This window comes from Ihubacter massiliensis (assembly GCF_024125305.1).
In the GTDB taxonomy this organism is placed as follows: domain Bacteria; phylum Bacillota; class Clostridia; order Peptostreptococcales; family Anaerovoracaceae; genus Hominibacterium; species Hominibacterium faecale.
On sequence record NZ_JAMXVH010000001.1, the window covers coordinates 605,804 to 627,560 of the forward strand.

19 protein-coding genes are annotated in these 21,757 nt (G+C 47.3%); 17 read left to right on the plus strand and 2 right to left on the minus strand.

The features are described 5' to 3' along the window. Positions 1 to 135 precede the first annotated feature (135 nt). From NIA71_RS02695 to NIA71_RS02775, 17 genes are all read left to right on the plus strand, one after another. Entirely contained in the window at positions 136 to 489 is a 354-nt protein-coding gene (locus NIA71_RS02695; RefSeq protein WP_148394976.1) for a DUF4190 domain-containing protein, read from the plus strand. A 110-nt stretch (positions 490 to 599) separates the two neighbouring features. Then, the gene (locus NIA71_RS02700) at positions 600 to 1,439 is read left to right on the plus strand and encodes a DUF975 family protein (RefSeq protein WP_227755227.1); all 840 of its coding nucleotides are present in this window, start codon (positions 600 to 602) and stop codon (positions 1,437 to 1,439) included. A 12-nt stretch (positions 1,440 to 1,451) separates the two neighbouring features. Then, positions 1,452 to 1,736 (plus strand): cysteine-rich small domain-containing protein, encoded by a 285-nt coding sequence (locus NIA71_RS02705; protein WP_148394981.1) that lies wholly within the window; start codon positions 1,452 to 1,454, stop codon positions 1,734 to 1,736. Between the two features lie 152 nt (positions 1,737 to 1,888). Further along, positions 1,889 to 2,995 carry an ATPase gene (locus tag NIA71_RS02710; protein ID WP_148394983.1) on the plus strand — a complete coding sequence of 369 codons (1,107 nt, stop codon included), beginning with the start codon at positions 1,889 to 1,891 and terminating at the stop codon, positions 2,993 to 2,995. Between the two features lie 58 nt (positions 2,996 to 3,053). Then, positions 3,054 to 4,259 carry an ATP-grasp domain-containing protein gene (locus NIA71_RS02715; RefSeq protein WP_148394985.1) on the plus strand — a complete coding sequence of 402 codons (1,206 nt, stop codon included), beginning with the start codon at positions 3,054 to 3,056 and terminating at the stop codon, positions 4,257 to 4,259. Between the two features lie 41 nt (positions 4,260 to 4,300). Continuing rightward, positions 4,301 to 5,023 carry an aspartate/glutamate racemase family protein gene (locus tag NIA71_RS02720; protein ID WP_148394987.1) on the plus strand — a complete coding sequence of 241 codons (723 nt, stop codon included), beginning with the start codon at positions 4,301 to 4,303 and terminating at the stop codon, positions 5,021 to 5,023. Beyond that, positions 5,020 to 6,534, plus strand: coding sequence for a Mur ligase family protein (locus NIA71_RS02725; protein WP_148394989.1), 1,515 nt, complete (start codon positions 5,020 to 5,022; stop codon positions 6,532 to 6,534). Before NIA71_RS02720 ends, NIA71_RS02725 begins: the two co-directional genes overlap by 4 nt. 12 nt (positions 6,535 to 6,546) lie before the next feature. Continuing rightward, complete coding sequence (locus tag NIA71_RS02730) at positions 6,547 to 7,818, plus strand: chloride channel protein (protein WP_253019636.1); 1,272 nt, start codon at positions 6,547 to 6,549, stop codon at positions 7,816 to 7,818. 37 nt (positions 7,819 to 7,855) lie between these two features. Continuing rightward, positions 7,856 to 8,332, plus strand: coding sequence for a flavodoxin domain-containing protein (locus tag NIA71_RS02735; protein WP_148394993.1), 477 nt, complete (start codon positions 7,856 to 7,858; stop codon positions 8,330 to 8,332). 369 nt (positions 8,333 to 8,701) lie between these two features. Then, on the plus strand, positions 8,702 to 10,144 hold the full coding sequence (locus tag NIA71_RS02740) for an APC family permease (RefSeq protein ID WP_227755224.1): 1,443 nt from the start codon (positions 8,702 to 8,704) through the stop codon (positions 10,142 to 10,144). A 236-nt stretch (positions 10,145 to 10,380) separates the two neighbouring features. Then, entirely contained in the window at positions 10,381 to 11,730 is a 1,350-nt protein-coding gene (locus tag NIA71_RS02745; RefSeq protein WP_227755223.1) for an aspartate aminotransferase family protein, read from the plus strand. Between the two features lie 163 nt (positions 11,731 to 11,893). After that, on the plus strand, positions 11,894 to 13,336 hold the full coding sequence (locus NIA71_RS02750) for an APC family permease (protein ID WP_148394998.1): 1,443 nt from the start codon (positions 11,894 to 11,896) through the stop codon (positions 13,334 to 13,336). 92 nt (positions 13,337 to 13,428) lie between these two features. Next, the gene (locus NIA71_RS02755; RefSeq protein WP_253019637.1) at positions 13,429 to 14,850 is read left to right on the plus strand and encodes an APC family permease; all 1,422 of its coding nucleotides are present in this window, start codon (positions 13,429 to 13,431) and stop codon (positions 14,848 to 14,850) included. Further along, on the plus strand, positions 14,851 to 16,821 hold the full coding sequence (locus NIA71_RS02760) for an ATP-binding protein (protein WP_253019638.1): 1,971 nt from the start codon (positions 14,851 to 14,853) through the stop codon (positions 16,819 to 16,821). It begins immediately after the preceding gene. Next, a complete protein-coding gene (locus tag NIA71_RS02765) occupies positions 16,814 to 18,187 on the plus strand; it encodes a sigma-54-dependent transcriptional regulator (RefSeq protein ID WP_148395004.1) in 1,374 nt (457 codons plus the stop codon). The genes NIA71_RS02760 and NIA71_RS02765 overlap by 8 nt, the downstream gene beginning before the upstream one ends. 80 nt (positions 18,188 to 18,267) lie before the next feature. Further along, the gene (locus NIA71_RS02770; protein WP_253019639.1) at positions 18,268 to 19,626 is read left to right on the plus strand and encodes an APC family permease; all 1,359 of its coding nucleotides are present in this window, start codon (positions 18,268 to 18,270) and stop codon (positions 19,624 to 19,626) included. Then, positions 19,627 to 19,950, plus strand: a complete 324-nt coding sequence (locus tag NIA71_RS02775; RefSeq protein ID WP_253019640.1) for a hypothetical protein — start codon at positions 19,627 to 19,629, stop codon at positions 19,948 to 19,950. A gap of 78 nt (positions 19,951 to 20,028) precedes the next feature. On the opposite strand, the gene NIA71_RS02780 is transcribed toward NIA71_RS02775, so the two are convergent. After that, on the minus strand, positions 20,029 to 20,931 hold the full coding sequence (locus NIA71_RS02780) for an RluA family pseudouridine synthase (protein ID WP_148395008.1): 903 nt from the start codon (positions 20,929 to 20,931) through the stop codon (positions 20,029 to 20,031). A 14-nt stretch (positions 20,932 to 20,945) separates the two neighbouring features. Then, positions 20,946 to 21,755 carry an NAD(+)/NADH kinase gene (locus tag NIA71_RS02785; protein ID WP_148395010.1) on the minus strand — a complete coding sequence of 270 codons (810 nt, stop codon included), beginning with the start codon at positions 21,753 to 21,755 and terminating at the stop codon, positions 20,946 to 20,948. Positions 21,756 to 21,757 lie beyond the last annotated feature (2 nt).

Below are 21,757 nucleotides of genomic sequence, written 5' to 3' on the forward strand. Positions count from 1 at the left end.
TGCTAGAATGAGCTATTGATCTGGCAGGATCTTTTTCTGCAAGAAAATGCTGACATTCATGTCGTTTAATACGCTTGCTCGTGATATAATATAAGTAGAAACCAATATCGAACTAGAGAACAGCGAGGTGACATTATGGACGAAAAGAAGAGAAGGGCAGAAGAGCTGAATCTTGCCAACGAAAACGAAGAAGTGGAAACCATCATCGAAGAGATTGAGGAAGCGAAAGGAAGCGTTTACCGGCAGGCCATGAACGAGAAAGCTGTGATTGCCTTCACCCTGGGCGTGCTCAGCATCGTTTTTATCTGGCTCTTTATCTTTGCGGCCCCGGTTCTAGGTGCTGTGGGAATCCTTTTCGGCGTTCAGGCCAGAAAGGAAGCAAAAAAGACTGCTTACGGCGGAAACGGCATGGCTGCGGTAGGGCTGGTCTGTTCCATCGTCGCTCTGGCAGTCTCGGTGATAAAACTGCTGGTGGATCTGACCTTTTAACCAAATCCAATTGTGCGGCCGTCATTGACACCGTAAATGTTCTATGATAATCTAAAACTTAACTTTGTAAGGGATTTTTTTGACATTCAATTTAAGGAGGAAGAACAGAAATGAATAATATCATCGTACTGGAACCCAGTTCAAACCTGCGGGCGCTAGGGAGGAACGCTTTGGCAGGCAAGTGGAAAATCGCAATCACAGCGGTTCTGATTTATCAGATCTGCGTTACGCTGCCGGCACTGATTTTGGACCAGCTTTTCGGAAAGACGCTGGCGGAGCTATACGGTAATATCTATTATGACAATTCCTATGGAATGGCTTCCGATATCGTGGAAGGAATCAGCTACGGCGCGCAAAAGATATCCACCATGTCCGGTGTCTATATTTTTTTGGTGACAGGAGCATTTACCCTTGGACTGACGATCTTTTTCATCAATTTGTTCCGCGCAAGGCAACTGGACGTGGCACAGGTGTTTTCCGGATTTGAACAGTTTTTCAAGGCATTAGGTCTGATGTTTATGGTTGGATTGTTTACTTTCCTGTGGACATTACTGCTTATTGTTCCAGGTATCATTGCCGCGATTCGTTACAGCCAGGCATTTTTCATTCTTGCCGATGATCCCAATAAAGGGATCATGGAATGTATTAATGAGAGTAAATGGCTGATGAACGGGAATAAAGCCAAGTATTTCTGCCTCCAGCTATCCTTTATCGGATGGCTCCTGCTCACTTCATTTGCCATTGCCATCGTCAGCGAATTCTTCTTTGCATTTATCGGCGGATCGGTCATGATGGTAGTGATCGATTGGATTTTAGGATTGGCGATCTGCTGGGTAACTGCTTATATGACAGCTACAGATGCTGCCTTTTACGATATATTGAGAGGAAACCTTCGCGCCAATACTAAGGATGATTCCAAGATCAATACTTATACGCCGGGACAGTTCTAAGGAGGTAATGCGGTGAGTCAGAAGCAGGAACAAAAAAACTACCAGTTTTTCAGCCATAAGGACTGTGAATTTTTCCCGTGTCACCAGGTTAAAGATCCTCAGCAGTTCAACTGTTTGTTCTGCTATTGTCCTCTTTACGCACTTGGAGATCGCTGCGGGGGCCGCTTCAAATACACGGAGACGGGGATTAAGGATTGCAGCGACTGCACCATTGTTCACAGCCCGCAGGGCTACCAATATGTGATGGGAAAATATCCCCTGCTGGTAGAGCTGACAAAAAAAGAAGCCGGTGAGTAACCGGCGCACTTTCATGATTGAATTTAACAAACGGCAAGTTTTTGCGAAAGAAAGTTTTCATTCGCAAAAATTTTGCCGTTTCCTTTTTGTCACATGGATGTGCCTCCTGTGCATAGTATAGGAAAGGTAAACTTAAAAGGGGGAAATATATTTTGAACGGTAAAATCAGACATATCTATCCAGGCGGAAACACACCGGAGGGCTTTTTCTCGTATTATCAATACATATTGGGACAGCAGGAGGCCAATCGCATCATCTGCCTCAAGGGCGGACCGGGAGTGGGCAAATCCACCTTTATGAGCAGGATTGGCGAGCACTTTGTCGAGCGGGGTGAAGATGTGGATTTCATGTGGTGCTCTTCCGATGCATCCTCTTTGGATGGAATTGTCCTCAAGCAGAAAAAAATCGCCATCATCGACGCGACCAGTCCCCATGTGGTGGATCCGGTCAATCCGGGCGCAGTAGACAGCATCGTTCATCTTGGCGAATTCTGGAACGGGGAAGCGCTGAAAAAATGCAAGAGCCACGTCATGGAAAGCAACCGCAAGATCAAACAGTGGTTCGGTTATGCGTATAATTATCTGGCAGCGGCAGGAGACCTTTCCGACGCCTTGGCTGCGGCTTATGAGGATGCTATCGAAGATGGGGAACTGTATAAGATCGCCGCGGGAATCGTAGGCGATGAGCTGTCTCATAAAGAGATTGCTCTCAATCCGGGGCAAATGAAAAAACAGTTCGCCAGCGCCATAACGCCGGAGGGCGTGCAGCACCATCTGGATTCGCTCATCGACGGCTATGAAAGGCTGTATATGATTACCGGACCTGTTGGTTTGAGCAATGCCAGGCTGCTGAATATCATAGCCGAGAGCGCCATTTACCGGGGCCTGGACGTGGAAGCCTTCTACTGTCCGATGAAACCGCAGGTCAAACTGGAACATCTTCTCATTCCCCAGCTGAAAATTGCCTTCCTTTCTTTGAACCAGTATCACGACTTGGAGCCATGGGAACGGGAAGAGGAGATTCATCTGATCGATATGAATGACATTATAGGATGGCCTAGGCTGGAGGAAGCAAGACCCATGCTGGCCGACTGCGGAAGACGGATGTCAGAGCTTATCAAAGAAGCCACAAAGTGCATTGTAAGAGCAAAAAAAGAACATGATCGATTAGAGAGCTATTATATACCCAATATGGATTTCAAAAAAATAGATGCTCTTAGAGATGAAATCATTGGTAAAATTGAAGAAAACGTATTATAATATAGGGTAAGGTTTTGCGCCTTTTTAACAGACTAGAGAGTAAAAGAGGAGAAACACGATGGATAAAAAATTCGTACCATTACTTTTTGCAGGAGATATAAATGTCTGCAGTGTGGCCAGGGCGTTCCATGAGGCGTACGGGATCGTTTCCAGCGCTTATGGAAAATATCCCACCGGCCCCTGCATGGACAGCAAGATTATAGATTATAAAGCCGATGAAAAGGCAGATGAACAGGAAACATTCCTCAGGCTGGTTAACGAGTTCGCAGCGGACCATAAGGATGAAATCGTCCTTTTGATCGGCTGCGGCGACAGCTATGTCCAGCTGGCCAGTCAGAATAAGGACAACTTCGCAGAGAACGTGATTGCGCCTTATATTGACATTGATCTTATGAATGACTTGATTCATAAAGAAAAGTTTTACGCCATGTGCGAGAAAGTGGGCGTGGATTATCCTACGACATATGTGCATAAAAAAGAGCTGGGGCTGAATGTGAAAGCGCCCTTTGAGGGACCGTATATCATTAAGCCGTCCAACGGCATTGAATACTGGAGACATCCTTACCCAACCCAGAAAAAGGTTTACAAGGAAAACAGCTGGGAGGCCAGTCTGTCGGTCCTTTCGGATATTTATGGCTCCGGATATGAGGATTCGGTCATCATTCAGAACTTTATTCCCGGCGACGACACTTACATGCGTGTGTTAACCAACTATTCGGACAAGCACGGTGAAGTTCAGATGATGTGCCTGGGGCATGTGCTGCTGGAAGAGCATACGCCTCATGGACTGGGCAACCATGCTGTCATTATCACCGAAAAAAATGAAAAAATTATGCGTCAGTTTAAAGCGCTGCTGGAGGAAATCGGATATGTGGGCTTTTCAAATTTTGATATTAAATATGATCAGAGAGATGGAAAATATAAAGTCTTTGAAATCAATACCCGTCAGGGACGAAGCAATTACTATGTGACCGGGGCCGGCGCTAATATCGCCAAGCTGCTGGTGGACGATTATATTCTGGACAAGCCTATGGAATTCCAGGCTGTAGAAAACGAGCATATGTTTACGGTCGTACCGAAAAAAGTGGCGTTCACCTATATTCGGCCGGAAGAATACAGGGAAAAAATGCGCAGGCTGATGGATGCCGGAAAAGTGTCCAATCCGCTCATTTACGGACCGGACCGGGGACTGATTCGTAGACTGCGCATCTTCAAGAATATGCACAGACATCATGCGGCTTTTAAAAAGTACTACGAATTGTAATTGGCCGATTGCCAAGAATAATTAAAAAATTGGAGAATGGGATGAAAGATAAGAAGAAGGTACTAGGTGTGATCGGGGGAATGGGACCACTGGCCACACAACTATTTTACAAAATGATGATTGAAAATACACAGGCCTGCAAAGATCAGGAACATATTAACATGGTTATTTTAAACCATGCCACCATGCCGGACCGGACTCAGGCGATCATGGAGGATCAGCTGGACGACTTGCTCAGCCGTCTTTCAGAGGATGCGGATACGCTGGAAAAAAGCGGGGCAGATTATATCGCGATTCCCTGCAATACCTGCCATGTGCTCATCAATGAACTGCAGGAAAAAACCAGTCTGCCGGTGGTCAATATGATTAAAGCCGCAGTTAAGGAAATTGTTCATACCTACGGAACGGGAGCAAAAGTGGGAATTATGGCAACCGACGGCACGGTCAAGATGGGCCTTTATCAAAAGGAGTGCCGGGCGCAGGGGCTGATCCCCATCATACCGTCACCGGAAAACCAGAAGCTGGTTATGAAAATCATCTACGATGGAGTAAAAGACGGCGGACCGATCGATTATGATGATTTTGAAGCGGTGGAGACAGAATTCCGGGATCAGGAATGTGACTGCGTAATCATGGCCTGTACGGAGCTTTCTTGCTTTAAAGAACAATACCAGCTGTCGGATTATTTTGTGGACGCCATGGAGGCGATGGCCAAGGAAGCGGTCGTACTCTGCGAAAAAAAGCTTAGGAGGAATGATAAATGATAAACAGGCTGCATTTACTGAAGGAATATATTGCAATACTGGACAAAAACGGTCTCATTGCCGAAATGCGGATACCGGAAGAAACGATGGAGAAAAAGGTAAACTATGTATCCTTTAATTCGCAGGATATCCGCTACGACACCTTGTTCATCTGTAAAGGAGTCCACTTTACCGTCGATTATCTTCTGAGCGCCCTGGATGAAGGCGCTTTTGCCTATGTGAGCGAGGTGAAATATGATCGGGAAGCGCCGAATGCGCCATATATCATCGTCAACAATATGCGCCGGGCCATGGCGCTGATGGCGGACTTATTTTACAACCAGATATGGAAAGAACTGACCATAACAGGCATTACCGGCACCAAAGGAAAATCTACCACCACTTATTTTATGAAATACATTCTGGATGAATATCTGCGGGATCAGAAAAAGCCTGTCAGCGCCGTTATCTCCGGAATTGATAACTACGACGGCGTTATCAACGAAGAATCCCATCTGACAACCCCGGAAGCACTGGATTTGCACCGCCATTACGATAATGCGGTAAGAAGCGGAATTGAATTTCTAACCATGGAGGTATCCAGCCAGGCGCTTAAATATGATCGGACCTATGGTATTACCTTTGATGTGGGCTGTTTCCTGAACATCGGTACAGACCATATCAGCGATGTGGAGCATCCCAGCTTTGAGGATTATCTGGCGGCAAAGATGGTGCTGTTTGGACAGTGTCGGATTGCCTGCATCAATATGGAAAGCGATTATGCCGGGATGGCGATTGACGCGGCGGCAGGCAAGGCAGAAAAGCTGATTACTTTCGGACTCAAACCGGAAGCCGATCTTTATGGATACGAAGTAGAACCGGGCAAACGGGGCATCTCATTTAGAGTCAGGTGTGACAGCTTTGATGAAGATTTCAAAATCGGCATGACCGGACTGTTCAATGTGGAAAACGCGCTGGCGGCGATCGCCATATCCTATGGGCTGAACATTCCAATGGAATACATTAAAGCGGGGCTGAAAAAAGCCCGGGTCAGCGGCCGGATGGAAATCTATACCAGCACAAGCGGAGAACTGGATGTGATCGTCGACTATGCTCACAATCAAATGAGCTTCGAATCCCTGTTCCAATCGACCAAAAAGGAATATCCAGGAAAAAAGATCACTATCGTTTTTGGATGCCCTGGAAAGAAGGCTTTCGGACGAAGAAAAGAGCTGGGTGAAATCGCAGGTAAATATGCGGATAAGGTTTTTATCACAGAAGAAGATGCGGGTGAGGAACCGGTTATGAAAATTTCCCAAGAGATCGCCAGCCACGTACATGAATACGACTGCGAATGCAATATTGTTGTCGACAGGGAAGACGCCATTCGTCAGGCGATCGAAACAGCTGACGACAATACGGTAGTGTTGATTACCGGAAAAGGTCGGGAAACACGTCAGAAAAGAGGTACCCAATATGTGGATACTCCATCGGACGTAGAATATGTAGAAACCTTTCTGGCAGAAAAGTAAAGGATACTTGCAATGGAGAAGATCACAAAAAGAAGTCTGGGCGTGTTCGCTCTGTTTGCTCTTTGCTTGGGAGCGGCTGCGGGAGCTGTCGTCTGGGCCCTTTTAAAAGTCATGAATTTGGGAATTCATCTCCTATGGGAGGTGATTCCCAAAAACGTTGGACATCCTGTTCTATACACGTTTATTGTCTGCCTTGCAGGAGGCCTTTTGATTGGCCTGTGGCAAAAAAAATTCGGAGTACTTCCGGATACGCTGGAAGATGTTATGGCAGACTTGAAGAAAAATGGTACATATCCCTATGACCGGCTGCATATACTGGCAGTATCGGCACTGCTGCCGCTTATTTTCGGCGGTAGTTTGGGTCCGGAAGCCGGCTTGACGGGAATTATCGTTGGTCTGTGCTGTTGGATCGGTGACCGGCTGAAATATAAGGGCTCTGAGGTAAGAGAGCTGGCGAATGCGGGAATTGCCGCTACGCTGGGTGTGATTTTCAACTCTCCCTTTGTAGGGATTGCCAACAACTTTGAAAATAAAGATCTGGAAGATGAGCAGCCTCTTAAAACGCCTGCGGAAAAGCTGGACATGAAAAAGGCCAAGACTCTGGTCTATGTAGCCGCTGTTGCCGGCGCGCTGGGGGCTATGGGCGGATTAGGACAATTTTTCGGCGGAGGAATGGGCATTGCCAGATTTGGACGTGATGTGGACATTACCATTTCCGACTGGAAATGGTTTGCGCTTTTTGTGCTGATCAGTATATTGTGCGGCATGGCCTATATGCTCTGCGACCGGATCACCTCAGCATTGGGCGGAAGGATCGCTGACCATCGGATCGCCAGTTGTATGTTAGCGGGGCTTTTTCTGGCAGCGCTGGGGACGTTGTTCCCCTGGACCATGTTTTCAGGTGAGCATGAAATGGCGGAAATGATGGAAGTCTGGCAGCAGCAGAGTTTTGCACTTCTGTTTTTGACCGGTGTGGTCAAGCTGGTTCTTATCAATTTATGCGTTAATTTGGGATGGAGAGGCGGGAATATTTTCCCGATCATCTTTGCAGGAGTTTGTATAGGCTACTCCTTAGCTATGCTTACAGGGGCAGAACCTGTATTTGCAGTGGCGGTATGTGTGTCCGCGCTGTGCGGGTATATCATGCGCAAACCCCTTACGGTCATCGGCGTGCTGCTTTTATGCTTTCCCATGACTATTATCATTCCCATGGCCACAGCCGCTTATGTTGGAAGCATAGTCCCAGTATTTGGAGTATTAAAGAAAAAAGGAAAAACGGTATAAATGTAGAAAAAGACAACAAAAGAACAAGGAGGGTATTATGAACGTACTGATTGCATATGCAAGCAAGACCGGAACCACTGCCAAATGCGCCAAAATTTTAAAGGCACTGGTGGATGATGCGACTTTGTGTGACCTGACCAAGGAAAAGCCGGATCTGAGCCAATATAACTGTGTTATTGTAGGCGGAAGCATACGGATGGGTGCGCTTCATAAAGCCTCTAAAAATTTTATACTTCGCAATAAAGAAACGCTGATGCGAAAGAAATGTGCATTTTTTACTTGTAATTGCTTTACTGGACAGACAGATATGTACATGAAAAAAAACATTCCTGGAGAATTACTGAAAAAGGCCATTGCTACCGGGAGTTTCGGAGGAGAAATTCCCTTGGAAGCACAAAAGGGATTTGATAAACTGATTATGAAGCTGGTAGCCAAACGGGGTACTCGTTCTGAAAATGCAAAACTTCATACATCCTCAGAAGCCATTAACAAATTTGCTGAAAAAATTAGATAAAGAATAGAATTCGATTTTGGATAAAGTCGGAAATAAGTTTCCTTTTTTAATCTGTAAAAAGTGGAAATATATTTCCGACTTTTTTCTTTGACTGTCTTACTGTCAGAATTGACAGATTTTTTATTGCCGCTGGTTGCAAAGGGACCAGGTCTGATTGTTGTTAAACTTTTAATTATGGCATGTTTTTTGTAATATATAGTTTTACGCAATAGATATAAAAATTTTTAAATAAGGAGGTGGCCGTAGAAAGAAGAAATGCCATAGAGGACCCTTGTCAGGTAATTTATGGAGGACAGAAGAACAATTTACGAAGAGAAGGATTGTTCTAATGAACTTATTAAATTATTTGTATTACAAGGAGGAATCATTATGAGTCACGGAGGAAGACAAGAACTTCAAAAGTCTCTAAACATGAAAGACGTTTTGGCGCTGGCCTTTGGAACGATGATCGGCTGGGGCTGGATCATGCTGGCAGGATCCTGGGTTGCCAGCGGCGGCGTAATCGGAGCGATTTTAGCTTTTGCGCTTGGCGGTATTATGGCATTATTTGTAGGTATGACCTATGCGGAACTAACACCGGCACTGCCACTGGCAGGCGGGGAGCTGGTCTTTTCTTATCGGGCAATGGGCTATAACGCATCCTGGTTTACCGGATGGATGATCACGCTGGCTTACATTGGCGTAGCAGCTTGGGAAGGCCCTGCCCTTGCCAACGCGCTGGGCTTCTTATTCGGGAATCTGCTCCCGGATTTAGGCGTTCTTTACCAGATACAGGGATCCGAGGTTACAGGAATGTTCCTGCTGATCGGCTGTATAGGAGCGATAATTTTGTCCTTTGTTAACTATCGTGGAGCAAAGGCCTCTGCCGTATTTCAGACGACTGCCACCATCGCCATGGCCATCGGCGGTATCGCATTTTTCTGCGGAGGCGTTATTAAGGGCGATATCGGTAACATGATCCCGGTGTTCACAGACGGCAAGGGATTCGTAGCAGTCATCCTGGCCGTACCAGCCATGTTCGTCGGCTTTGACGTAATCCCGCAGGCTGCCGAGGAAATGAAAATACCCCTGGGCAAAATCGGAAAGGTGATGATCATTGCGATCGGAATGGCGGCCGCATGGTATATGATTATGATCCTGGGCGTAGCTCTTTCTGCTCCGGTGGATGTCAGAAACGGTTTTGCATCAGACCCCAATTCTGTACCGGTAGCCGATACGTTCGCTTATGCGCTGGGACACCCAGTATTCGGAAAACTGATGATTATCGCGGCCATGTGTGGAATCCTCACTTCCTGGAATGGTTTCATTGTAGGCGCAACCAGAGTTTTATTTTCCATGAGCAGAGCCAAGATGCTGCCGTCTATTTTTGCAAAAGTTCACCCGAAATATGATTCGCCTGTAGCAGCGATTCTGCTGGTGGGACTGATTACCGTTTTGTCGCCGCTCCTTGGAAAGAGCGCGCTGAGCTGGTTTGTAAACGCAGCTGCCTTCGGAACAGTGGTCGCATATTTCATGGTATCTCTGTCGTTTTGCGTACTGAGAAGAACAGAGCCTGATCTAGAGCGGCCGTTCCTGGTAAAGGGCGGGAATGTCATAGGAATCTGCGCAGTCCTGGTAGCGCTATTCTTTATTTCTCTGTATTTGCCGATCTACAGTCCGACACCGCTGGCACCGATTGAATGGGCACTGGTAGGCGGCTGGATCGTGCTTGGCATCATTCTATTCATTGCTAACAAGTGTTCGATCAATGGCAAGGCATCCAAGGAAGAAGTCGAATATCTGATGTTTGGTAACGACTATAAACGGTTTTAACTCGGAAAAAAATTTCCATATTATTTCATGGGAGAAATTGTAGAACTCTCCAATATTCAGAAAAATTAAATTTAGCCGGTGTGTAAATTTCAACGATTTCCGCCGGCTTTCTACAAAAATTATGTGTTAAGTTTTTAACTATGGCACGATTTTTGTAACTAAGTAATAACAGATGGATGATCAAGGAATCTGCCTGTACGGCAGAATTCACAAGAAAACTCAAGGGAGGAAACAAAATGTTAAGAGAAGCATTACCGAAAATCGTAACACCGTTACCTGGTCCAAAGGCAAAGGAAATCATTGCCAGAAGAGAAGCAGCGATTCCGGGTGCGATCAAGTGCGGATATCCGCTGGTTATCAAACGCGGTGAAGGCGCAATGATCGAAGACGTTGACGGCAACCTGATCTTAGACTGGGTAGGTGGAGTAGGTGTACTGAATATCGGATACAGCAATCCTCAGCTGATCGATGCTGTAAAAGAACAGTCCGAAAAATACTTCCATGCAATGATGAACATCACAACCCATGAACGTTACATCGAGCTGGCTGAGAAGATGAACGAAATCGTGCCAGTAAGAGGCGACAAGAAAAAGACCATGTTCGTTAACTCCGGAGCAGAAGCAGACGAAAACGCTGTTAAAATCGCTAAGAGCGCAACAGGCCGTCCGAATATCATCGTATTTACAGGCGCGTTCCACGGAAGAACGCAGATGACCATGGCCATGACCGCTAAGAAAGCATATGCGATCGGCATGGGACCATTCCCAGACGGCGTATACAGAGCAGAGTTCCCCAACCTCTACAGAAGACCGGAAGGCATGAGCGAAGCAGAAGCGATCGAATACTACGTAAACAAGCTGGAAGAAGTATTCATCGAGGCGACTCCGAAAGATGCGACTGCAGCCATCGTATTCGAGCCTGTACAGGGTGAGGGCGGATTTATTCCGGCACCGATCGAATGGGTTAAGGCAGTAAGAAAGATCTGCGACGACAACGGAATTCTGATGATCACAGACGAAGTACAGTCAGGCTGGGCAAGATCCGGAAGAATGTTCGCGTCCGAATACTACAAAGAAGCAGGATGCGCACCTGACATCATGACCACAGCAAAATCCATCGCAGGCGGACTGCCGCTGTCAGCCGTAACAGCAAGCGCTGAAATCATGGATGCGGTAACAGCCGGAACCATCGGCGGTACATACTGCGGTAACCCGGTATCCTGCGCAGCAGCACTGCAGGTAATCGATGTTATGACAAAGGAAGATTATCCGGCAAAAGCAAGAGCAATTGCAGAAAAATGCACAGCTAAGTTCAACGAATGGGCGAAGAAATATGATGTGATCGGCGACATTCGAGGAACCGGATGCATGATGGGTATCGAATTTGTAACAGATAAAGCGAAGAAGACTCCGGCCGCTGACCTGGTAGCCAGCATTGTAAACGCTGCAGTTAAGAAGGGCCTGATTTTGGAAGCTGCTGGAACTTATAACAACGTAATCCGTTTCCTGTGCCCGCTGTGCGTAACCGACGCTCAGATCGATGCTGGTCTTGAGATTTACGAAGAAGCAATCAAAGAATGTTTATAATCACCAATTAATTGGTAACCGTTTTTTCGAATTACAATTGTCCGCGTAACAAGAAAAAGACATCAACCAGGTTTTATTTTTGGAAACGGTCCGCCGGGCTATCGGCGGATGCGTTTTCGGCAATTATATAATTTTATGTATTTGAACAAAGGAGAGAGTAATTATGAGTCAAGGAGGAAGACAAGAACTCCAGAAGTCCCTCAATATGAAGGACGTTCTGGCACTGGCTTTCGGAACAATGATCGGATGGGGCTGGATTATGCTGGCCGGATCCTGGGTGCACAACGGCGGCGTTGTAGGCGCAATACTGGCATTCGCACTGGGCGGCGTGATGGCCATATTCGTAGGTTTGACCTATGCGGAGCTGACACCGGCGCTGCCTCTTGCAGGCGGCGAGCTGGTATTCTCGTACAGAGCCATGGGCTACAATGCATCTTGGTTTACTGGATGGATGATCACCCTGGCTTATCTGGGCGTAGCAGCCTGGGAAGGTCCTGCCCTTTCCAACGCGCTGGGATTCCTCTTCGGCGGAGTTCTGCCGGATTTGGGAACCCTCTATACGGTACAGGGTTCTGATGTAACGGGAATGTTCCTGCTGATCGGGAGTATAGGCGCGGTTATCATGACCTTCATCAACTACAGAGGCGCCAAAGCGTCGGCTGTTTTCCAGACAACAGCCACCATCGCCATGGCCATCGGCGGTATCGCATTCTTCTGCACAGGCGCGATCAAAGGCGATGTCAGCAATATGATACCTACTTTCACAGATGGAAGCGGTTTTGTAGCCGTAGTTCTGGCCGTACCTGCCATGTTCGTTGGATTCGACGTTATCCCGCAGGCAGCGGAAGAAATGAATATGCCCCTCAATAAAATCGGTAAAGTTATGATTATCGCCATCAGCATGGCGGCAGCATGGTACATGATCATGATTCTGGGTGTTGCCCTTTCCGCACCGGAAGCGATCCGGACCGGGTTTGTAAATGACCCTAACGCGGTTCCAGTTGCCAACTGCTTTGCTTATGCTCTGGGACACCCGGTATTCGGTAAACTGATGATCATCGCGGCTATGTGCGGTATTCTGACCTCTTGGAATGGATTTATCGTAGGAGCATCGAGAGTTATCTTCTCCATGGCAAGAGCTCACATGCTTCCGGCTATCTTTGGAAGAGTTCATCCCAAATACGGTTCCCCGACAGCTGCAGTACTGCTGGTAGGCGTAATCACAATTCTGTCGCCGCTTCTGGGAAAGAGCGCGCTGGTATGGTTTGTAGACGCAGCGGCCTTTGGTACAGTTGTAGCTTACTTTATGGTATCCCTTTCCTTCCTCATTATCAGAAAGAAGGAGCCGCAGCTGGATCGTCCGTTCCAGATTAAGGGCGGAACACTGGTAGGTATCGTAGCTGTAGCAGTAGCGCTGTTCATGGCATCCCTCTATCTGCCGATCTACAGCCCGACTCCGCTGACTGGAATCGAGTGGGCGCTGGTAGGCGGCTGGATCGTACTTGGTGTGGTTCTGTTCATCATCAACAAGTGTTCGGCTAACGGCAAGGTTTCTAAAGCTGAAATCGAATATCAGATGTTTGGCGACGATTACAAGAGATTCTAGTTATTCCTTTCAATAACCGGAAATATTAAGTATAATAGGGTAGTGGGCAAAATGCCCGCTGCCTTATTTAATTGTAGTGATACGGAGAGCTTATGGAGAACAATCGCAACAGCTTGAGCAGAGTTTTGGGCCGGACGGACATTCTGGCCATCGGTTTCGGCACCATGGTGGGATGGAGCTGGGTCATGCTGGCTACCACCTGGCTGACACAGGCCGGATTCTGGGGGACGATCATCGCATTTATCATCGGTGCTTTGATTATTATGGACGTGGGGGCCGCCTATGGAGAGCTTACTTCCGCGCTGCCCCTGGCTGGCGGAGAAGTGGTTTATGTGTACCGTGCGATGGGAGCAAAAGTTGCCTGGATGGTGGGATGGGTCATGGCTTTGGCCTATTTGGGCGTCGCAGCCTGGGAAGGTATCGCCTTGGCGACGGCTTTGGATGCGATGTTTCCGGTGGGACAATTTTTGCCTTTATGGGATATCGCCGGATACACGGTGCATTTTTCCTGGGCAATCATCGGTATGGCAGGCGCTGTAGTCATGCTTCTTCTCAATCTCTTTGCCTCAAGACCGGCGATTATCTTTCAAGTCATGGCTACTGCGGCTGTCATTATTGTGGCCTTGATGCTCCTCTTCGGCGGCATTACCTTTGGCAGCATCGATAACATCGGCGATAAGTTCCGTTCTCTGGACGGATTTATCTATGTGTTTCTGATGATCCCTGCTATGCTGATCGGATTTGACGTCATTCCTCAGTCTGCGGAAGAGATGAACATTTCACCAAGAGGCATTGGAAAGATGGTCCTGGTGTGCATTATTTTCAGCGTGGTTTATTATATGATCATTATCATAGGATTGGCCTTATCAGCGCCGGTGGAGATCCGCATGTCAGGAACCATACCGGCAGCGGATGTAATTTCCTATGCTTACGGGGACCAGACTTTGGGTACCATTCTTATCTTTGGCGGCGTGCTGGGGGTGCTGACTTCTTGGAACGGATTTTTTATGGGAGCCACCAGACTGATCTTTGCCATGGGAAGGGCGAAGATGCTGCCGGAGGTCTTTGGCTGGGTTCACCCCAAATACAAGACCCCGTGGACCGCTACCATCCTGGTGGGCTGCGTCTGTATCGCGGCGCCCCTTTTGGGCCGGGATGCCTTAATTTGGTTTGTGGACATCAGCGCTTTCTGCTCCCTTTTTGGATATTGGTGGGTATGTCTTTCTTTCCTGGTCTTGAGAATGAAAGAGCCGCAGCTAGCAAGACCCTTTCGGGTAAAATGCGGTATTCCGCTGGGAATTGCTATGACCGTGATCTCCGGCCTGTATTTCATTATTTATGTACAAGACACTCTTACCAAAGCCAACTCCATGGATGAAATGGTGCTGCTTGGAGTATGGATGGTCCTGGGCCTGATTATGGCAGCCTTGGCAAAGGGCGAATTTGGAAAAATCAGCAGACTGGAAAGGGATATTCTCATCTTTGGCGAAAAGCTGGCAAGGAGGAAAAACTAGATGAAAAAAAGAAATAAAGAAGTCCTTTTCATCATCATTCTCCTGGCAGCTATTCTGGCCATGGTTCTTTATTCCGCTGTTTCCGATTCCTATCGAATTTCGCCGGACAAAGAAAACAATCTGGCGCTCAATCAATCAGAGCTACGCTTTGTTACGGAAAAAAAGAGGGTTATCTTGACGGTTTCCAAAGAGTTGGACTATCTGCAGAAAGGGTTTTTGGAGGAATACATACAATCCATTGCAGAGCCCTCCGGACTGCGGATTAAATTGGTTGAACAGGATGAGAAAGAGGCTGATGCCCGGATCGTTGTTGTGGATGATGTTCTTAGAAGGCAGCTGGACGAAATTAGTTTTACCGCACCGCTCTTTCAGGTGACGGGCACCATGTTTATCAATCAAGAATCCAGCTCTGCCAAGAAAATTCTTCAAGGAATATGCATCAAAGGGCAATTTACAGATGAAGAAAAACGAACCCTTTCCTATGACGGCAAAGCAATCGAGCTGACAGAGGTCGAAGGGACTGATCAAGCGGTTAAGCTGGCTCAAGAGACCAATGCAGACTGTATTCTGGGAGATCAGCCTGGGATCATAGCGGCACTTTCCAGCCGGGAGCTTACCGGCAAATATGTGGATATGTATGCCAATCTTTACAAAAACAACGTCTGTATCATGACGGATAAAGAGGACGGGGTTCTTTACAGCATATTGAACCAATGCATTCAGGAGGCGGACACCCGGGTGCTGATGGGGCGCGCCCAGGAGCATTGGTACGGGCTGGGCGACGCTTTTGTGAAGGAAGGCAGATATAAAGACGCGGCGGCGCTTTTAATCATCGTCTTTGCGGCAGTGTTCTGCGCCTTCTTCTTTTATTATCAATCTAATAAAAATTTATATAACGAATTGACAGAGCGGATGAATCAGCTGACCGCCAGCAAGCAGGAGATGCAGACCACGTTCAACGGCGTGTCCTATTATATGGCGGAGCTGACGCCTGAAGGGGCGATTTTGGATATCAATAAAGCTTTTCTCAATTACATTAATCGGCAGGTGATGGGAAGCACCATTGCCGAGGCCCTGGAATTGTCTCCCGAATTGACTGATATTCTGGAAACGATGCTTTTTGATACACGGGATACAAGAAGAGGGACTTCCAGAGAGATTACACTAAAAAATCGAATTCTGGAGGTGAATATTTTCCCGATTCTAAACCCCAAAGGTGAGGCCGAGAAACTGCTTTTTATGGCCAGTGATGTGACCAGGGAACGGATGGCTGAGCGCCAGATGCTGCAGGATAATAAAATGATTGCGGTGGGGCAGCTGGCTGCAGGCGTGGCTCATGAGATCCGAAACCCGTTGGGCATTATCCGCAATTACTGTTATGTCCTCAAAACTATGAACGATGAGGAGGCGCAGGAACAGGCCGTGCAGGTGATCGAAAAATCCGCGAAAACAGCTGGAAACATTATCGATAACTTGTTGAACTTTTCCCGCATATCCAAGAAGCAGGTTCAAGAAGTATACATAAAAAAGCATATTAATTCGGTGATTTCTCTCAACAGAGGCATGCTGAAGAAAAAACAAATCGATATTACAGTCCGATGCGGCGAAGACTTTCAAGTAAAAATGGCTGTGGAGTCCTTTGATATGATCTTTATCAATTTAATTTCCAATGCGGTCGACGCCATGGAAGAGATGGGGCGGCTGACGATCGTAGTTTACCGAACAGAAGACGAGTTCTATGTGGAAGTGCGGGATACGGGCACTGGGATCGAGGAAGGGATCATGGAAGATATCTTCAATCCGTTCTTCACCACCAAGAGCATGACCAAAGGAAACGGTCTGGGCCTTTACATCGTATATAATGAAATTCAGAAGATGAACGGCGAGATCAAAGTTACGAGTATAGTGGGAGAAGGCACCACCTTTAAGGTGATTCTTCCTATCAGAATGGAGGAGGATAAACTTGAGTAAGGGAAATAATTTTAATATTTTAGTTGTGGATGACGAACAAGACTATTGCGATGTACTGAAAATGATTCTGACGGGCAAGGGATACAAGGTGGACACCTGCAGCAATGGGCAGGAGGCTGTGAAAAAACTGGAGAAAAAGCCCTTTGATTTAGTAATCACCGACTTGTGCATGCCGGTGATGGACGGCCGCCAGCTGCTGGAAGAGATTAAAAAACGGGAGTATGATACGGAAGTAATTATGCTGACCGCCCATGGAACGATTGAAAAAGCAGTCGATGCCATGAAAGCAGGTGCTTACACCTATGTAACCAAAGGAAGGGATCCGGAAGAGCTTTTCCTGGAGATTCGCAAGATTCGCGATACCAAGAAAATCCGCCGGGACAACGCTATTCTCAAAGAGAAGGTCAGCGGCCGCTTCATGCTGGAGAGCCAAAATAAAAAGTACCGACAGATGCTGGAGCTGGCAGAACGAGCTGCTCAGAGCGAATCCAATATTTTAATCTTGGGAGAATCGGGTGCTGGCAAGGAGGTGCTGGCCTCCTTCATTCATCAGAAGAGCAAACGCTGCGACGCTAACTTTATGGAATTAAACTGTCAAGCGCTGTCTGAGTCCATTCTAGAATCCGAGCTGTTCGGTCATGAGAAGGGTGCGTTTACAGGAGCGGATAAGCGGAGAATCGGACTCTTTGAAGCGTCCAACGATGGCACGCTATTTTTAGATGAGATCGGTGGCGTTTCCATCAATTTGCAGGCAAAGCTTTTGAAGGCCATTGAAAACAAGCAAATCTATCGTTTGGGCAGCAGCACGCCCATCAATGTGGATTTTCGTCTGATTACGGCCACCAACCATAACCTGCAGCAGGATATGAGCGACGGTTGTTTCCGGGACGATTTGTTCTACCGGATCAGTACCATTGTGCTGGAACTTCCGCCGCTGCGGGACCGTCCGGAAGATATTCCGCTATTCATCGAATACTTTTTCGACAAGTACCAGCGGGAAATGAATAAGGTGATCACGGATATCGAACCCAGAGTCAGTCAGCTTCTCAACGGCTATCATTACCCGGGCAATGTGCGAGAGCTGAAGAATATAATTGAACGGCTTGTGGTTCTGTCGGAACGGGGTGAGATTTTGGAAGCATATCTGCCGTCCGACGTGGTTAAAAATCAAAATTACCGGCCGGCCGCTGCGGTAAGTGAGATCGATTATACCGTTTCATTGAGAGACTATCGCAGCAAGGTGGAAAAGGAGTATATCACAGGTCTTTTGGAACGGTATCCCAAAGATATGAATAAGGTGGCGGAAATCCTCGACATATCCAGGCGGCAGCTTTTTAATAAATTGGTAGAATATGATTTGAAATAATTGCAAATATTCTGAATTTGAATTATAATAGAAGAACCTAATCGATGCGCACTAATTTTATAAGTTAAGGAGGCGATAGCATGAGTGAACTGAAAAAAAGTTCGACCATGGTAGATGTCGGTGAACATGGGTTAAAAAAACATGATATCAAGACATCGACGGTGGTATTCATGATCTTCTGCCTGGTAGCTGCGGGTTGCTATGGAATAGAAGAAATGATTCCTGCTTCCGGTCCCGGCTTGACTTTAGTCATGCTGATGGTGCTCCCCTTTGTCTGGGGGCTTCCATTCGGTCTGGTTGCTGCAGAATTGGGTTCTGTCCGGCCGCAGGAAGGCGGTTATTACAAGTGGGTGCAGGAAGCTCTGGGAGAATTTTGGGGGTTTCAGGCAGGATGGTGGAGAACGGTTTCCATCTATATTGACAATTCCCTGTACGTTATTTTAGTAGGCGGTTATATTGCCGGGCAGTGGAACCTTTCCCATACGGCGGAAATGATCGTCAAAATCGTTGTTATTGCAATCTTTATCTGGGTTAATATTCGAGGTATCAAGGATGTGGGCATTGTCAGCACCGTTCTGGCGATCTTTGTTATTGTAGCTTTTGCTATGATTGCTGTTTGCGGGTTTACCAATATGGACCACAATCCATTCATGCCGTTTACGGCAGACGGAGAAATCACAGGAGCCAAAGGAATTCCATTTGCCGATTGGGTGACTTATATCGGAGGCGGCCTGGCTATGGGCATGTGGATGTACTCTGGATATGAATCCATGTCCACGATTGCGGGAGAGGTAGCCAATCCACAAGTTATTCCAAAGGCTACAATCATTACAGTGCCTCTGATCATGGCGACCTATATTCTTCCGACGGCAGCAGCTCTCGGTTCTTTGGGACTTTGGGAACAGTGGGGCACAGAGCCGGGAACGGTGGGATACGCAGATGTTGCCGCTCATTTCTGGGGGCCGGCATTCGGCGTGTTCTTCGTAATCGTAGCAGTTGTGGCAAACTGTTCAATTTTCAATACCTATATTGCTTCCGGTTCCCGCGGATTCTTTGCGCTGGCCGATGATTATCTGGCCCCGCCGATTATGGTTAAATGCGACAAGAAACATGGTGTTCCATGGGTAGCGGTCTTATCGGTTGGCATTGTCAATTTGATTCTCATTAACTTTGGTTTTGCCCAGGTTGTTATCGTGGATGTATTTATGCTGGTAGCATCTTACATCATGGTTTACCTGTCTGCGATGATCCTTAGAAAGCGGATTCCGAAAGAAGAATACGTGTTCCGTATTCCGGGCGGATATGGTTTCCTATGTTTGATTTGTATCGTACCTATCTTTATTGCGATTGCGCTGTTCTTCCTCAATGGTACTGACTACTTTATCGGCGGGATGATCGGCATTGTTTCCGGTCCGGTTCTGTACGTGATTTGGAAATGAATGTACGGCGGCCTGGCCAAAAAGGATCCGCAGCGATTTCCGATCAATCCAAAGACCAGATTGGCTGTGGGCGATTTGAGAAAGATGTGCGGGATGTTCCTGGGATTTGCAGTTATGGGCGGTTTGGCAGGTCCTTGGCTCAGATGGTATGAAGGTGAGTGGGGGCCTGAATATTATCAGGAGACCTACGGTAATGGGTTCCTCGGCAATTTCGATGCCATGCTCAGCGCTATTGGAATCGCATCGATTGTATTTGCAGTAATCGGCGTGGTTCTGGGTCTTTTGAGCATCAAGCTGGAACCAAAGAAAGACAGGCTGGACTGAGGATTCAGAAGATAAATTAAATATGATGTAATAAAAAGGGCGCGATGGATAAATGTCGCGCCCTTTTTTGGACTGAGCCTATTTCTTTCCCCGTAATTGGTCCAAGAGCTGCTGCATATCCTGGGGAAGGGCGGCTTCACAAGAAAGCGGCTCTCCTGTGACCGGATGGGACAGGGAAAGCTGAAAAGCGTGCAGCGCCTGACGTTCGATGAGAAAGGGGTTGGTTTCTCCATATAAGTGATCGCTGACAATGGGGTAGCCGATGTGGGCCAAATGAACCCGTATCTGGTGGGTGCGGCCCGTTTCCAGGGCCAGTTCCACCAAAGAATATCCTGAATTGAACCGTTCGGCTACTTTGTAGTGGGTCACAGAAGGCGCGCCGTCCTTTGTTACGGCCCGCTCCACCCGTTCCGGATCCGGTTGGCCGATGGGAAGATCGATGGTTCCGGCATCGGAAGGGATTAACCCCTTGACGATGGCTAGATAGCGTTTTTCCACCAGACCGGCCTGGCTCTGCTTCATAAAGCTGGCCTGACAGTGGGCGTTTTTGGCTACGGCTACCAGGCCGGAGGTATCCATATCCAGCCTGTTCATAAAGCGTATTTTGTAATTCTGGCCGCTGTCTATCATGTATTTCATAATGCCGTTGGCCAGAGTATGGGTGACGTGTCCCTTGGTAGGGTGGACGACCATGCCCGGCTGTTTGTTAATGACCAGCAGACTGTCATCCTCGTAGACAACAGTGATGGGAATGTCCTCTGGGGTAAAGTCGCTGGTTTCCTGGGGGAGCCGGATGGAAACCACGTCTCCGGTCTTTACCGGCAGCCAGCCATCTGTCTGTTTACCATTGAGATAAACCAGCTTGTCCCGCTTGATCTTGGTCCGCATGCGGGCGGAAAAATCGAATTTGCGGCGCAGTACGCCTTTGACATCCAGGATGTCTTTATCTTCTTCAGTAAGAATATATCTGAATTGGTCCATGTTTCTCCTAACTACTATAAAAACTTGGTTTTAACCTTGTCCCAAAAATCGTAAGATTCAAAGCGCAGCAGATTGATGATGGTATCGGAAAACTCCACTTTAATCTCCTTTACATCGGTATATTCATGCTCAATCCCATCGTTCATCAGAAAGATGCGGTTGCTCTTGGAGCTTTCCGGCACAACCCCTAAAGAAAGCTCTGAAGGCAGTAAAATGCTGGAAGTAAAGGAACGGTACGCAGTCGTGTTCATGGGAGCGATGGGAGTCACTTGAAGCAGCTTGATTCTCGGATCGACGATTGAACCGCCCAAGGAATAATTATAAGCTGTGCTGCCGGCAGAGGTGGCTACCAGAATTCCATCGCCGCTGAATTTTTCGATGGGACTGCCGCCGATGGAAATATTCAGATGAACCGAATAGGAGTGATTCCCACGGATAACAATTTCGTTCAAACCCCGGTGGATTTCTTTGCTTCCATCCTGAGTGGTGACGGCGGCCTGCACCGTATTCAAGGGCTGCAGGGCATATTTTCCGGCTTTGTAGTCGCGGATAAAAGCATCCAACTTTCGAGGATTTTCGGGAGCCACTTCCTGAAAGAATCCCAGATGGCCGGTATTGATCCCGATAAAAGGACTTTCTGGAAAATCGTAAGTATGTACGGCCTGGAGAAAGGCTCCATCTCCGCCGATACATACGATTAGTTCACTGTCCGGGGCGTACTCTTCCCGAACAGTGAATCCATTTTCTTCAAACTTTTGAACCAGGACTTCTTTTGTCTCTTGTGACAGGCTGGTGCCATTTGTAAATACGTTGATGTTTCTCATGG

Bases quoted from the DNA above. Each gene is read 5' to 3' on its own strand.
- NIA71_RS02695 (WP_148394976.1), top strand. From the start codon at position 136: ATGGACGAAAAGAAGAGAAGGGCAGAAGAGCTGAATCTTGCCAACGAA.
- NIA71_RS02700 (WP_227755227.1), top strand. From the start codon at position 600: ATGAATAATATCATCGTACTGGAACCCAGTTCAAACCTGCGGGCGCTA.
- NIA71_RS02715 (WP_148394985.1), top strand. From the start codon at position 3,054: ATGGATAAAAAATTCGTACCATTACTTTTTGCAGGAGATATAAATGTC.
- NIA71_RS02720 (WP_148394987.1), top strand. From the start codon at position 4,301: ATGAAAGATAAGAAGAAGGTACTAGGTGTGATCGGGGGAATGGGACCA.
- NIA71_RS02725 (WP_148394989.1), top strand. From the start codon at position 5,020: ATGATAAACAGGCTGCATTTACTGAAGGAATATATTGCAATACTGGAC.
- NIA71_RS02730 (WP_253019636.1), top strand. From the start codon at position 6,547: ATGGAGAAGATCACAAAAAGAAGTCTGGGCGTGTTCGCTCTGTTTGCT.
- NIA71_RS02735 (WP_148394993.1), top strand. From the start codon at position 7,856: ATGAACGTACTGATTGCATATGCAAGCAAGACCGGAACCACTGCCAAA.
- NIA71_RS02740 (WP_227755224.1), top strand. From the start codon at position 8,702: ATGAGTCACGGAGGAAGACAAGAACTTCAAAAGTCTCTAAACATGAAA.
- NIA71_RS02745 (WP_227755223.1), top strand. From the start codon at position 10,381: ATGTTAAGAGAAGCATTACCGAAAATCGTAACACCGTTACCTGGTCCA.
- NIA71_RS02750 (WP_148394998.1), top strand. From the start codon at position 11,894: ATGAGTCAAGGAGGAAGACAAGAACTCCAGAAGTCCCTCAATATGAAG.
- NIA71_RS02755 (WP_253019637.1), top strand. From the start codon at position 13,429: ATGGAGAACAATCGCAACAGCTTGAGCAGAGTTTTGGGCCGGACGGAC.
- NIA71_RS02760 (WP_253019638.1), top strand. From the start codon at position 14,851: ATGAAAAAAAGAAATAAAGAAGTCCTTTTCATCATCATTCTCCTGGCA.
- NIA71_RS02770 (WP_253019639.1), top strand. From the start codon at position 18,268: ATGAGTGAACTGAAAAAAAGTTCGACCATGGTAGATGTCGGTGAACAT.
- NIA71_RS02775 (WP_253019640.1), top strand. From the start codon at position 19,627: ATGTACGGCGGCCTGGCCAAAAAGGATCCGCAGCGATTTCCGATCAAT.
- NIA71_RS02780 (WP_148395008.1), bottom strand. From the start codon at position 20,931: ATGGACCAATTCAGATATATTCTTACTGAAGAAGATAAAGACATCCTG.
- NIA71_RS02785 (WP_148395010.1), bottom strand. From the start codon at position 21,755: ATGAGAAACATCAACGTATTTACAAATGGCACCAGCCTGTCACAAGAG.